Here is a 14881-nt window from a genome sequence, read left to right as displayed (position 1 = left end):
TCTCAATTAATTTTTCCAGAATGTAATTTCTAAAAGTATTCCAACCGGCGCTTCACCCATTTCAGACAATTTCCATGCCTGAGGAATAATTTCTAAAGCTTCTTCAGGAGTTTTAGGGTTGAAGTAAGCAATATTTAATGCATCCAAAACACCAGGGGTTGCTTTCCCCATAGGGATCTGGGCACTCATAAATTCCCCTTCAGTGCCCCTATGGCTCATAATTATAATTATAGGAATTTTATATAGTTCATACAGTGATGCAAGTACATTCACTGAATTTCCAAGTCCTGAATTTTGCATCAATATAGCGGGCTTCTTACCGCCAAAAAATGCCCCTGCACATATTCCAAATCCTTCTTCTTCCCTTGTTACAGGGACATGAATGATATCTTCGTCACAATCTACAAGTTCCATAACTTTTCCAAGATTTACGCAGGGTACACTAACTATAAAGTCTATTCCTGCTTTTTTTATTGCTTTATAAACCGCTTCACTGCTTTCCACGTAATACACCTTACTGTAAATATTTATAAAATTGAATTATGTTTGTACATATCTCGTTTATATTTGTGTATTCGACTATAACTTTTTTTGTTAGAAAATACATAGTATTTTCTAAAAATCTATGATTTTTGAAGGTTTTGCTGTTTGAGCGCATTATAGCTCCCTATACTTTAAAATAGATAATACAAGAGCTAATCCCAGTACCATACTAACTATAAATCCAATAATGCCTAAAAATGGGAATCCCAGTATTAATATGCCCTTGTCAGTTTGCATGATTAATGAAGAACCTATTAAAAGTGCCGCCAGTATTAAAGATGCTGAAACCTTGTTACTTATCCTTTCAAGGTCTTTATGCTCTAATTCAAGAGTTATTTTCCCTTCTTCTATTTTATATAGGGTTCTGCTGAGATTACGGGGCAGAGTTTTCATAAGGTGTTCAACTTCAAACAGATTATCCTTAACAAAATCAACAACCTTCAATGGACTTATTTTTTTGCGGATAACCTTTTGAGCCATGGGTTTAAAGGCATCTAGGGGATTAAAGTTTGGATCCAGTTTTTCACCTACATCTTCAAGCATTCCAATTCCCCGGGCCAGAAGCACGAATTCACTTGGTATCTGGATTTTATATTTTCTCATGAGTGAAATTAAATCATCCATTCCCCCGTGCATCTCATTGAGGCCTATTCCATAATACTTGTACATTAAATCTGTAAGTTCGTATTTGAATGATTTAATATCGATATTTTCACTGATTATGCCCATGTAAATCAGCTGGTTTATCATGCCCTTGACGCTGTTTTCTACAAAATATATAATCAGTTCAGCTAAATTTTCTCTAAATTCCTGATCCAGAATACCCATCATCCCATAATCTAAAAAACAGATAATATTATCCTCTAAAACATATATGTTGGCCGGATGAGGATCTGCATGGAAAAAACCATGGATCAGTACCTGTTTAAAATAAGAATTTACCCCTCTTTTTGCTATTAATTCCTTATTGAAACCTTTATCAGAATTTATAACATCTGAAACCTTTTTCCCTCCAATAAGTTCCATAGTGATGACTTTAGAAGTTGAATATTCTTTGTAAACCTTGGGGACATAAACAGTTTCATCATCTTTAAAATTGTAATCAAACCGTTTTATGTTCATTGCTTCCTGCCCGTAGTCGACTTCCTTAAAAATAGAACGTTCGAATTCATTTACAATGCCTGGAAGGTTGTAATTTCTGGATTGAGGAACATAATCATTGATTCTTACAGCCAGAAAGCGCATTATATTAATATCATTCTTAATAAGATCTTTTACGCCGGGTTTCTGTATCTTAACTGCTACTTCTTCTCCAGTTTTAAGCACTGCTTTGTGTACCTGCCCTATAGAAGCAGATCCCAAAGGTTCTTTTTCAAAGGAAGAAAACAACTCATCTACTGAACTCCCTAACTCTTCTTCGACAGTGGCCTGCATGATCTCATAGTCTACAGGAGGGTTATCATCCTGCAATTTTGAAAGCTCATCTGCAATATCGTCCCCGACTAAATCGGGCCTTGTACTTAAAGTCTGGCCGAGTTTTATATATGTTGTTCCTAATTCCTGTAAAACATGCCTCAGTCGTAAGGGCAAAGTTGCATCTAATTCTTCTATGGATTCATACTCATATGAATGGTGTGTAAACGGGATTTTGTTTTTAAGTTTTATTTTCTCAGTAACATAGCCAAATTCGTACTTGGTTAAAACTTTAATTATTTCATTTAACCGCTTAAGGTTTGAATTAGTTTTAAATTCCCCAACTGTCATATTATTTGCTTAATTCTTCCATTATATTAACTTATGGTTTAACTAAGCAGTTTATTTAAATTCAATTGAAAAATAAGTTGTTAAAATATATTATATAAAATAGAAAAAAGTTAATGCCTTTAGAAATTTTAAAATAAAAAAATGGGTTAATTAACCTTCGATTATGGCATCGATATCGAATGAAAGCTCTTCAGAGATTTCTTTAAGCTGTTTAAATAAATTGTCGTCTATTGAAAATCCATCTTCCCTGAATCTTTTAATGTTATTTACTTCCATGTCTCCAGGAATAAAAATATTTTCACCTGAATCTTTAATTTCTGCTACAAACCCATCCACTTCTTCTTTGAATTGGTTGATATCAGAAAATTTTGATGGATCTATTGCCATTAAAAGGTCGCCTTTTGTACACATTTCCTCGGGGTTTGCGGTTCCTTTAACCCCTTTACCAAATGCTGCCCTTACAAGAGGCCCTGCCATAATTTCAACCATAAATGCAAGGGCATATCCTTTATGAGCCCCAAATGGTAGGATTGAACCTTTAAGTGCAGCTTCAGGGTCTATTGTAGGGTTTCCGTCACAGTCAAGCGCAACATTTTCAGGGATTTTTTGACCCTTTCTAAGAGCTTCTAAGAGTTTTCCCCTTGCAGAAGCAGATGTTGCCATATCTACAGAGACATAACTTTTATTTGCAGGAATACCGATTGCTATTGGGTTTGTACCAATTATTGGTTCTTTACCACCGATTGGAGCTACTGCAGGTTCTGTATTTGCTATTACAACACCTATCATGTCCTGCATAATCGCCATATCTGAGTAGTAACCTGCAACTCCAAAATGGTTGGAGTTGTGTATTCCAACAAGCCCAACACCAGTTTGTTCTGCCTTTTTCATTGCCATTTCCATACCTTTATAGGTTACAACATGTCCAAACTTGTGATTTCCATTCAAAAGGGCTGTAGATGCTGTTTCCTCTTCCACAGTTATTTCAGCTTCTGGATCTATAGTTCCAACTTTTAATCCCTTTACGTACTGCGGAAACCTTCCTATTCCATGAGAAGTGAATCCCTTAAGGTCAGCATCCATAGTAACATCAGCAACTATGTATGCATCCTCTTCTGGTATATTAAATCTTGTTAAAATTTCCATAATTATTGATCTTTCTTGTTCAATTGTTATTTTCATGTAATACACCATTTAATTTTTAATCTTGAAATTCAGCGTGAAATTAATTTAAAGTAATAATATCCCCATTAAACGCTTTTATTTTAACTGTTTCATCCTTGTTATCTACAACAGTTCCTATCTTATAAGCTTTGTTATACTTTTTAATAACATTTATTGTTTTATCCGCTTCACGAGCAGGTACAATAACTACAAATCCTATACCCATATTAAATACGCGGTACATCTCTTCTAATGGGACATCTAATGAATAGATAGATTTAAAAATTGAACTGGGTTCGGGTAAACTATCTATGTTGTAGCTGATACCCTTTTTGAGCCGTTTAAGATTTAAAAATCCGCCCCCAGTAATATGGGCCAGGCCATGAATATCTATATCTTCCTTTAAAAGTTCAACAACGGGTTTTACATAAATTTCAGTGGGTTTTAAAAGCTCTTCCCCAACTAATTTATTAGAATCTGTTGGGAGAGGGCTATCGATACTTAAATTAGCCTCATCAAAAAATACTTTTCTAGCAAGGCTTAATCCGTTACTATGAACACCACTGCTTTCTATTCCAATAAGAACATCACCATCAGCGATATTTTCTCCAGTTATAATTTTATCTGCATCTACAATTCCAATTCCAGTACCTGCAAGGTCGAAGTCTTTAATTATCTCTGGAAGGGATGCAGTTTCTCCCCCAATCATAGCTATTTTGGCCATTTTAGATCCTTCAGCAAGCCCTTTTCCAATCTGACCTGCAATTTCAGGATCTGCTTTTTCAACAGCAAGATAATCCACCATTGCTATTGGTTCAGCGCCAACACAGAGAATGTCATTTACAACCATTGCAATACAGTCTATTCCAACTGTATCATATTTATTCATCATTTTTGCAACTAATATTTTGCTTCCAACACCATCTGTACTCATGGCGATTGCTTTATCTCCTAATCTTACAAGCGCCGCAAAATGACCGCTTTCTGTAATTACATCTCTAAATGAAAGCGTGTTTTTAATTTCGGAAACCAGTGCAGAAACTGTAGCTTCCTCAAGATTAATATCAACACCTGATTCTGAATATGTTACCATGTAATTCACCAAAAATTTTTAAAACCCTCAAACACTTCGTGTTTGGGGCTACGAAACCGTTTGGTTTCGTACGACCCTCAAAAATCTTTGATTTTTGGGGCTCGGAAAATCTATGATTTTCCCCAGTTTATTTATTTAAAAATAAATGTAATGTATATTAATATCTATTATCTAATCAGACCTTATAAAACTTTTTAGATTTTCCATAGATAAAAAAATAGATCAGGGACTTATTTTTCCCCTCTACACCGATTAATACTTTTCAAGCAATATTTGTTTTTTGAAATTTAGTTTTTAAATGGAGATATTTTCTCTAAATCTGAACTAGTTACTGGTTCTATAAGTTTTTTTCGAGCTGAATCCGTTATTAATACTTCTACTATACCTGTTAATGCATTAAACCCTATTTCCTGGACTTCCTGATCTTCATCGTCGAGTAAGAATATTAATCTGCGCAAATGACCCCTTTCTGTAAAAGTCGATGCATAAAAATCTGCCAATTTTTGTAATGATTCTCTTTCACCGGATTTAGAATTTTGAATATCTAAATAACTGAATTTTCCATATTCTATTTCATCATAATCTTCCATTTCTTCCAAATATGGAATCATTTTATCCATTTTACGATTTAAAGCACGTAAGTTACATATTAATTGGTTAAATAAACCAGTTTTAATACCAGACATATCTGCTGAATTATACTTATCAAAAGATTGCATTGAAAAAACAGATATGAACTCAGACTGATTAAATTTAGATACAATCCTTTTTTTTAGTTTACAAAACAGATCAAAAACTGCATCCATTACCTCAAATCTATGGATTTCATCAGCTATTAAATCAAGTGAATATTCTGCAGATTCACTAAAATCATTGTTTCCATTGTCAGATACGTTTTTTAGCTCTTTGACAACGAGTTCCCTAATTAACCCATCGTCCATTAAAACAAACGTTTTTGCAAGGGCAGAATTCCTTATATTTTCGTTTTTATGAGATACAAGTAGTAATATAATTTCTAAACCCAGCTTTAATTCATGACTTTGAGAATACTTAATTGAATCAATAAGAAGTTTTTCTAAGTCTTCAAGAGTCTGAGAATTATCTTTTAGTATATATTCTTTGTTTATTAACCTTTCAGTGTTATCGGAGTATCCTAAAGTATCATTTAGAAGCATAATTTTTTCTATAAGTGATTTTAACTCCATATCACTTCTCCTAAAAATTTATCCCAGATACTTTCCTAAAAGTTAAGTGATTACATATTATTATATTTCAATAATTTATTAAATATTACGTTTAGGATAGTCATAAATTGAAATTACTAAATTGAATGATCAAAAACAAACTAGAGATCAAAATAATTTATAAAATTGAATATAATTTAATTATGCATTAATAAAAGGTTATATATGGATTAATTACCCCCTAATTGTATCTAGAGCAATTAATATAAAATTAAAATATAATAAATTCAAATTACATTAAAAACCACTTTTTCTCGAAAGACTTATACCAAATTGGAAATTTAAGCCATTTAAAATTAAATTAGGTATCATATAACTGACATTTAATTAAATAACTTACATATAGTTAATATTTATTAGCTCATCACCTAACGAACATTCAATAACTTCAACGATCTATAAATAACAATAACGATCAATATTATACATTAAGATTAGCAGGTGATAAAAATGCAATTAAAAGAAGTAGTTCCACTGGGAAGAACATTAACTGAATACACGGCCATGTTCAGCCTTAATAAAACGGATTTAAATAAAAATATATTGGACTGCGGTGGAGGCCCATCAAGTTTCAATTATGAAATGAAAATGCAAAATAAAGAAGTCATTACCATAGACCCCCTATACCAGTTCAGCAAAGAAGATATTGAAAAAAGAATAGACGAAACCTTTGATGATGTAATGACCCAGGCAAAAGCTAATAAAGATGACTACATCTGGAAAAACATTAAAAACGTTGAAGAACTTGCAGAAACCAGAATGACTGCAATGAAATTATTTTTAAATGATTTTGAAACAGGAATAAACGAAAAACGCTATATAAACACTGCACTTCCATATTTACCATTTAAAAATAAAGAATTTGATTTAGCCCTCAGCTCTCATTTTTTATTTTTATATTCAGACATGCTTTCACTGGACTTTCACATAAGCGCCGTCGATGAAATGCTAAGGGTAGCTCGTGAAGTGAGGATATTCCCTCTGCTAGATTTAAATACAGACAAGTCGTGCCATGTAGAAGAAATAATAAAAATTTTTAAAGAAAAAGAAATGCATGTTTCCATTGAAACCGTTAATTATGAGTTTCAAAGGGGGGGAAACCAGTTAATGAGAATTTGTAAAAATTAAAAATATAGGATTATTGAATCCTAACAGTTTCCAGGTTCATTGGAGTCTTTGTCTCGATTTTATAAGACCTGTAAATACTTGATGCAAGATCAAGGGTTTTGTAGTTATCACCGTGACATATAAGGATTTTCTCTGGTTTTGGAGATAATTTCCTTACGTAATCCATGAGCTGTTTTCTGTCTGAGTGACCACTGAATCCTTCAATGGTTTTTATTTCCATTCTTACATTGTAAACATTGGTCTTACCGTCTTCTTTAAGTGGAATTTCCTTCCATCCTTTCTGTATCCTTCTTCCAAGGGACCCTTCAGACTGGTAACCAACAAAGACTAAAGTGTTTTTCTCGTCTTCACATAACCATTTGAAGTACTCTACAGAATTTCCTCCAGTAAGCATTCCTGAAGTTGAAAGGATTATAGCTGGTTCTCCTTCCACTATTTCTTTTCTCTCTTCCATTCCATTTACTTTATGGAACACCTCTGAGATGAACGGGTTTCTTCCCATGTGGAATATCTGGTCACGGAGATCTTTACTTAAGTATTCAGGTCTGGCTGTGTGAATCGCTGTTGCTTCCCATATCATTCCATCGATGTAGACTGGGACTTCATCAATAATTCCATGCCTGATGTACTCTTCAAGTACTATCATAAGTTCCTGAGCCCTTCCAACAGCGAAAACAGGAATTAAAATCTTCCCTCCACGTTCTAAAGTCCTGTAAATTGTTTTTACAAGCTCTTTTTCTGCGTCATTTCGGGTTGGCTGAACATCTCCATGTCCACCATATGTACTTTCCATTACAAGTGACTCTAATCTCGGGAATTTTGACACTGCAGGTTCCAGAAGCCTGCTTCGTTCATATTTAAAGTCTCCAGTATAAACAAAGTTATGCTGGCCGTCTCCTATGTGCATGTGTACAATTGCAGATCCCAGGATATGCCCTGCATTGTGAAGAGTTAAACGTATGTCTGGAGCTATATCAGTTACTTCACCGTAATCTAAAGTTATAGTATGTTTAACACATTTTTTAACGTGTTTAACGTTAAAAGGAAGAGGTTTATCCTCACGGTGAGCTATATCTATATTATCCAACTGTAATAATGTCATTAAGTCCCTTGTTGGGGTTGTACAATAAACTGGCCCTTCATATCCATAATGGAAAAGATATGGCAGAAATCCAGAGTGATCAAGGTGTGCGTGGGTTATTACCACTGCATCAAGGTTATCTAAAATAAATTCAGGAACATTCAAATAAGGATAAGAACTTTTTTCATCGACTCCTGCGACGTTAACCCCGCAGTCAAGTAAAATTTTACTATTTGGAGTCTGCAAAAACAAGGAAGACCTTCCGACTTCTCTAAATCCACCAAGCGATGTTAAACGTGTCCATTCATTCTCAAGAGAAACAGGACGATGAATTCTATTTCCAAGTGTTTGTAAAATTTGTTTTCGCTCTTTACTGTTTTTCCTTAATGTTCTCCTTACCCTTTGTATGACATCAGAAGATATAGGAGGCGTTCTAAGTATTTTAGGTGCCCATCCTGTTCCTTTAACTATTTCTCTTGATGTAGTACCATATTTACCTATTACAAGGCCTGGTTTTCTTGCCTCTATTATAACTTCGCAGGTAACATCATCAAAAGAAATATTAGTTATTTTAGCTTCTTCTGGAACTATTTCGTGGATCTTTTCAATAGCTTTCTCTGGTTCTGCAAGTACAGAACGGTCGGAACGGATAATTATTCTCTTTCTTATATCCTTTGCAAGATCCCTTATAAGTCCTCCATTTTCGGTTATGATCTCGGGGTTTTTGGTATAAATTACAACCTCCGGACCTTCAAACTCTACCTTTGCTACTTGTACTCTTGATGGTAATCTTTGTACTATCGTATTTTTAATTTCTTGAATCTCTGAACCCATAAAACCACTTCTAAAAAATAGAAAATACCGTAAACTAAGTTTACAGATTTAATAAATTTAATAATAATAAACTCATGTAAATATTAATTTGGGGGCAAAAAAAAGTTAATTTATTTCCTTAATTTACTTTTTACCTCTTCTTCAGGTAACATTTTAAAGCCTTCTTCAGTTACAGTTGCAACTAGAATTCCATTACCTGAATATGCATCTCTTTCCATTGCGGATTGTATTGCTCGAACAGCAACTTCAACTCCTTCTTCAACATCTAAATCTTTGTTATACCTGTCTTCAAGAACACCATAAGCAACCGGTGAACCGGATCCAGTTGAAATCACATCATCTCCTATTACTCCACCTGCAGGGTCTAATGAGAATAATGATGGTCCATTATCATCGACTCCTCCAAGTAAAGTTTGAACATAATATGGATAAAACCTTGATGAATGTAATATGTTTGCTGTTAAAGTTGCAGCTGATTCAACGCTTATTCTTGCGCCGTTTCTAAGTCTATATAAGGCTACTTCCGCACTTATATATTTCATTAAACTCTGGGCATCACCTACGCCTCCGGCTATTGTGGCCCCTAAATGATCATCAATTTTAAAAATTTTGTCAGTAGCCTTGTGAGCTATTAAGTTACCCATTGTGGCCCTTCTTTCGGTAGCAAAAACAACCCCGTCTTTACATTTTAAACCAACAGTTGTAGTGCCTTTTAATTTGTTTTCATCATTCATGAATACACCTCAAAAAAATACAAAATTTAAATAAAAATAGTTTCCTGTTTCCTAATATTGGAGTTCATATTATATAAAGATTGCTTGTTTTACTTTCTGTTAATTTTAAATTTAAACCTTTTATTTATAATTTATTCTCTTAATAGATTAATTTCATTATTCTTTGTCAATAATATGAGTGTTTGCAGTATATAAATAGAAATTAAAGCATATAAGGGAAACTTAAAATTAAAATTTAAAGCATATCTTATTTATTATTAAATAATTTTTAATAATATTTAGGTTTTTCTATAATTATAACGAAGTTATAAAACTATTTAAATCTTTTTAGAAAACTAAATACTCCAAAACAGATTATAAGTTTATTTAGATTATATTGTAAGTAATAATTTTTAAACTTTTCTACAAATTTCAGGTTTTCAATTCCATAATTTTTTTAAAAGCTAGCCATAACATGCCAAATATCTACCTGAGAAATTTGTTTTAAAATTTTAAATGTAACCTACGGATTATCTCTAATCCTGTTTAACCTATTCAATTTAAAAAAAAATAAGAAAAAATAAAGGTTTTATTTTCTTTTTGGCACTAAACCACTTAAAACCAAGAATATGGCGAGTATTAAATAGTTTAACGGTACACCTGTTTTCTGCATGCTTATTGTACTTGCTGCTTTAACTGTACTGGAACCGGTTGAACCGCTGCTTGACGGTGATTGTACATTAATGGTTATATCACCGCTGCTTCCGGAGTTGTAGGTTGCTGAATCAATGCCTGGTGTTATTTTATAAGTTCCATCACCTGCTGCTTTAACTGTAAAGTACAGGTAAGGGTCTCCTACTGGTACAGAGTCTATTGTCCATGTTACTGTCCTTGTTGCTGGATCATATGTACAGTTTCCAGTGTCTGCAGTAACTTTTACAAAGTCCAGACCTTCAGGTAATTTAAAGGTTATTGTAACGTTTTCTGCAGCATCAGGCCCGTAATTACCAAGTTTGTAAGTGAGCAGGAATTTTTCACCGACTTCGGGGTTGTTATTGCTTGCTGTTATTTTGATATAAAGATTTGCAGCAGGACTTACAGTTAAATTACCGCTGCCAGTACTGTTTGCATAAACTGCACCATCAGAGAAACTAGCAATTATATTGTAAACTCCAGCTTTAGTCAGTTTATAACTTAAAGCAGCAAGTCCACTAGCGTCAGTTGTTGCAGTGTAGGCATTTCCATTAACATTAAAATTAACTGTCTTACCCCTTAATGGATTGCCATCAACATCTTTTAGTGTTGCTGTTAAATTAGCAGTTTTGCCATTGTAACCAGTTGCGTTGTTTACAATAAGTGTTGTGTTTATTGTGTTTACAGTTAAAGTTCCTGTGCCTGAACTATTTGCATAAATTTTACCATCAACAAAACTAGCAGATATTATGTAAACTCCCGCAGTTTCCGAGATAGGATAACTCCAAGTAGCAACTCCACTCAAATCAGTAGTTACAGTGTAATCTTTCCCATTAACATGGAAAGTAACACTTTCACCGCTTACTGAACCGTCTGCATCAGTTAATGCAGCAGTTAAATTAGCAGTCTTACCATTAACACCAGTCACATTACCAACAATCAATGTTGTGTCTTTAAGGTTTACAGTTAAAGTTCCAGTGCCTGAGCTGAGTATGTAATTGTCATCCCCTGCAAAATTAGCAGTTACAGTGTAAACTCCCGCAGTTTCCATGATAGAATAACTCCAAGTAGCAACTCCACTCAAATCAGTAGTTACAGTGTAATCTTTCCCATTAACATGGAAATTAACTATCTTACCACTTAATGGATTGCCATCAACATCTTTTAGTGTTGCTGTTAAATTAGCAGTTTTGCCATTAACACCAGTCACATTACCAACGACCAATGTTGTATCTTTAATGTTTACAGTTAAAGTTCCAGTGCCTGAGCTGAGTATGTAATTGTCATCCCCTGCAAAATTAGCAGTTACAGTGTAAATTCCGGCAGTTTCTGTGATAAGATAACTCCATGTGGCAACTCCACTCGCATTAGTTTTTGCAGATTGTGTATTTCCATTAACATTGAAATTAACTATCTCACCATCTACAGGATTACCTTTTTCATCAGTTAGCGTTGCAGTTAAATTAACAGTTTTACCATTGACACCAGCAGCATTGCCAACTACAAGATTAGTATTTACTTTAGCTATAGTTATAGGTGTTTGAACGGTTTCATCATCAACTGCCGCGAAAACAACTGCTGCACCTGCAGCATTAGCTGTGAATATCGACGTTGCTTGGCCATCAATCAGCGTGCTGCCTGTTGGGTTAAGACTTCCACGAGTTCCTGTGAAAATCACATCAGCACCGTCCGGCACATGGCCTGAAGCAGGGTTATGGTAATTTCCATCGCTGTCGTAGAGCATGTTCACCGTTATAGCTGCACTGCCTCCTTTTTTGACAGTTGCAGTGTTTGAAGTGATATTCAGCACCATCCACGGCGAATAATCCACATTTTCACCCACAAGACTGCTGAAAGCCGGGTTATTTGAACCCCACCAGTTAAGGGTAGCATTCACCGAACCATAATTGTCACAGTAGATAGCATTACCTGTGGTTGCTGTGTTATTTACAAAAGAACTGAAATGCACAGTAAATGTGTAAGGAACATAACTGATACCTCTAATAGCACCACCATATTTTGCAGTGTTACCAGTAAAAGTACAACCATTAATATTCAAAGGATGATCAGTGTAGATAGCACCGCCATGAATTTCTGCTGTGTTGTTTATGAAGGTACAGTTGTTCAGATTCAAAGTACCGCTACTAACGATAGCGCCCCCGTTACCACTACTAGTTGCATTCCCATTTGAAAACATTAAGTTTTTTATTGTAACGGTGAAATCATAGCCAACGAAGAATGTACTATTTTGCCCTTGAGCATCAATTATAATATTATTCTGGCTTTCACCAATGATAGTTACGTCCTTATCAATTCTTATGCCCCTGTTGTTTGCCCCACTGTAAGTCCCTTTTGCAACGTGTACTGTACCACCTGCCCTGACTTCACTGATAGCTTTGGCAAGGCTCTGTAATGGTGATGAATGACTGCCGTCTCCCGTAGAATCATTTCCAGTGTTTGGGTTAACGTAAACATTGCTCAAGTCCCTTATTTTAATTGTCGTAGTTACTGTCTGCCCGTTAACAGCAGCGCTTACCACAGAATTTCCAGCTGTTGAACCCGCAGTGAAAGTTGTTGTAGCATTTAAGTTCTTACTAATTGTACCGCTAGTTGGAGATACACTTCCTAAACTGTCAAAAGTAAACACAACATCTTCATCAGGAACAGTACCTAAACTGGAAACATCTGTACCTGCTGAATTGTATTTTAAATTAGCTTTTACAGTGGTTGTCCTTCCAATATCAACTAAATTATCGCTACTTGTAAGAGTAAGCACAATCCATGGGTCAGCATTGACATTGCCGTTGACCATATTTGCATTTACCGGGTTGGTTCCGCTGAAATTAGTGCCCCACCAGTTATTAACTGCATTTATTATTGTACTCTTAGAATATATGTCATTGGTTCCAGTATTTCCATAAATAGTGTTAAAGTGAATGTTGCAAGTGCCTGCATTATCACCACAATAGATAGCACTGCCTTTAGTTGTTGCAGTGTTATTTGTGAAAGTACTGCCCGTAATAGTCAGCGCATTATTAGAACCAGTATGTCCATCATCTCTCTGGGAAATAGCCCCACCTATGTTAGTTGCAGTGTTACGAGTAAATGTACTATTACTAATTGCCAAACTGCCGTAATTTGAAATTGCACCTGCAGAATTTGCTTTGTTACCTTCAAATGTACCAAAATTAATATTCATAGCCCCATAATTCTCAATAGCGCCACCTATGTTAGTTGCATTGTTGTTTGTGAAAGTACAGTATGTAATAGTACTAGTACCTTCATTCCATATAGCACCGCTTTCTGCAGTATTATCTTCAAAAGTACTTATAGTAGCATTTAAAGTACCAGAATTATAGATAGCAGCCCCATCACCGCCTGTAATTGTAGTGTTAACTCTGTTATTTTTGAAAGTACAATCATATATAGTACAAGTACCATCCTTATTGTAAATAGCACCACCAGTAGTCGCATTGTTACCAGTGAAAGTACAACCACTCGAACTAATAGTACCATCCTTATTGTAAATAGCACCACCAGCCCCAGTTGCATTGTTACCCGTGAAAGTACAACCAGTCACAGTACAAGTACCAGTATTGTAAATAACGCCACCATTCCCCGATACAGTATTATCTATGAAAGTACAACCAGTCACAGTACAAGTACCAAAAGTACTGATAACACCGTACTGCTTATTGTTGGTATTATTAATGAATCTACAGTTACTTATGGATAGACTACCCCCATAAGAAATTATTGCTCCCATATCAGCCGCTTGTTTAATCGTTAAATCCTGTAATGTGAGACTCACACCATGAACTTCAAATAACCAATGTCCCCAAGGAATGATTGTGACATCATTTGCATTCCCAGTATTGCCTTTAATTGTAACATTTTTAGTGATGTATATATGGTAATTACCACTTCCATCATAGGTTCCACTCATCAAATGTATCGTTCCACCATCATTAACCAAGTCCAACGCATATTTTATTGTTTGGACAGGTTTACTAGATGAACCACGACCATCAGCATCATTTCCAGTTGTAGAAACATAAACATCGTTCATTCCCAGCTTGAAATTTGCTGCCCCATAGCTAGTACCACCTGCACCAAAAGCCACAGCAACATTTTTAATGGACGAAACATGGCCAGGATAACTTGCAGTTACATTAAATACATCATCACTGCTGAGGAAATTCAAAGTATAATTCCCGTCGCTGCCGGTGGTTGTACTTGCGAGTTTAGATCCACCTTTAGAAGCTGTTACTGTAACGCCGGAAAACGAAGTCCCATCGGAACATTTAAGCACTTTACCTGAAATCACGACTTTTGAAGAAGTTCCATGAGTAGTAACTGCTGTGGGATTAGCGGCAGACAGCTGTGTAGAACTGTTATTTGATTGTGTAGTATTATTCGAATTATCTGCAGCCGAAACTGCATTACATGCGAATAATATAAGAATTAACGTTAAAGTCAATAGAATTGCTTGTTTTTTAATCTTTTTCACCCCCTTTTACAATTTTTAACCGAAATTCGCTTTTTTAACTATATTTGTAAATTTTTTAACTATAGCAATTTATAAAGTGCTATAATTAGTAGATAATTAGTTGTTATTTCATAT

At 34.8% G+C, this 14881-nt stretch carries 9 protein-coding genes; 1 reads left to right on the top strand and 8 read right to left on the bottom strand.

What is annotated here, in order from left to right; all coding sequences use genetic code 11:
* Positions 1-6: 6 nt before the first annotated feature.
* The 5 genes from comD to AAGU07_RS10740 form a co-directional block, all read right to left on the bottom strand.
* Positions 7-504 (bottom strand): sulfopyruvate decarboxylase subunit alpha, encoded by a 498-nt coding sequence (gene comD, locus AAGU07_RS10760; protein WP_342459085.1) that lies wholly within the window; start codon positions 502-504, stop codon positions 7-9.
* Between the two features lie 153 nt (positions 505-657).
* Entirely contained in the window at positions 658-2307 is a 1650-nt protein-coding gene (locus AAGU07_RS10755) for an AarF/ABC1/UbiB kinase family protein (RefSeq protein WP_342459084.1), read from the bottom strand.
* 150 nt (positions 2308-2457) lie between these two features.
* The gene (gene comC / locus AAGU07_RS10750) at positions 2458-3489 is read right to left on the bottom strand and encodes an L-sulfolactate dehydrogenase (protein ID WP_342459083.1); all 1032 of its coding nucleotides are present in this window, start codon (positions 3487-3489) and stop codon (positions 2458-2460) included.
* Between the two features lie 43 nt (positions 3490-3532).
* Complete coding sequence (gene purM / locus AAGU07_RS10745) at positions 3533-4564, bottom strand: phosphoribosylformylglycinamidine cyclo-ligase (protein ID WP_342459082.1); 1032 nt, start codon at positions 4562-4564, stop codon at positions 3533-3535.
* Positions 4565-4851: 287 nt separating this feature from the next.
* Positions 4852-5769 (bottom strand): hypothetical protein, encoded by a 918-nt coding sequence (locus AAGU07_RS10740; RefSeq protein ID WP_342459081.1) that lies wholly within the window; start codon positions 5767-5769, stop codon positions 4852-4854.
* Between the two features lie 489 nt (positions 5770-6258).
* Between AAGU07_RS10740 and AAGU07_RS10735 the strand changes: the two genes are divergently transcribed.
* Positions 6259-6936, top strand: coding sequence for an SAM-dependent methyltransferase (locus tag AAGU07_RS10735; RefSeq protein WP_342459080.1), 678 nt, complete (start codon positions 6259-6261; stop codon positions 6934-6936).
* A 10-nt stretch (positions 6937-6946) separates the two neighbouring features.
* On the opposite strand, the gene AAGU07_RS10730 is transcribed toward AAGU07_RS10735, so the two are convergent.
* The 3 genes from AAGU07_RS10730 to AAGU07_RS10720 all read right to left on the bottom strand — a co-directional run bounded on the left by AAGU07_RS10730 (position 6947) and on the right by AAGU07_RS10720 (position 14767).
* Positions 6947-8851, bottom strand: a complete 1905-nt coding sequence (locus tag AAGU07_RS10730) for a beta-CASP ribonuclease aCPSF1 (RefSeq protein ID WP_342459079.1) — start codon at positions 8849-8851, stop codon at positions 6947-6949.
* Between the two features lie 110 nt (positions 8852-8961).
* Complete coding sequence (psmB, locus tag AAGU07_RS10725; protein ID WP_069584213.1) at positions 8962-9585, bottom strand: archaeal proteasome endopeptidase complex subunit beta; 624 nt, start codon at positions 9583-9585, stop codon at positions 8962-8964.
* 568 nt (positions 9586-10153) lie between these two features.
* Complete coding sequence (locus tag AAGU07_RS10720) at positions 10154-14767, bottom strand: Ig-like domain repeat protein (RefSeq protein WP_342459078.1); 4614 nt, start codon at positions 14765-14767, stop codon at positions 10154-10156.
* Between the last annotated feature and the right edge of the window lie 114 nt (positions 14768-14881).

Origin of the sequence: Methanobacterium sp. (genome assembly GCF_038562635.1) — an archaeon.
Taxonomy (GTDB): Archaea; Methanobacteriota; Methanobacteria; order Methanobacteriales; family Methanobacteriaceae; genus Methanobacterium_D.
The sequence above is the reverse complement of the archived record's forward strand: the minus strand, read 5'-3'. Positions and strand labels throughout refer to the sequence as shown.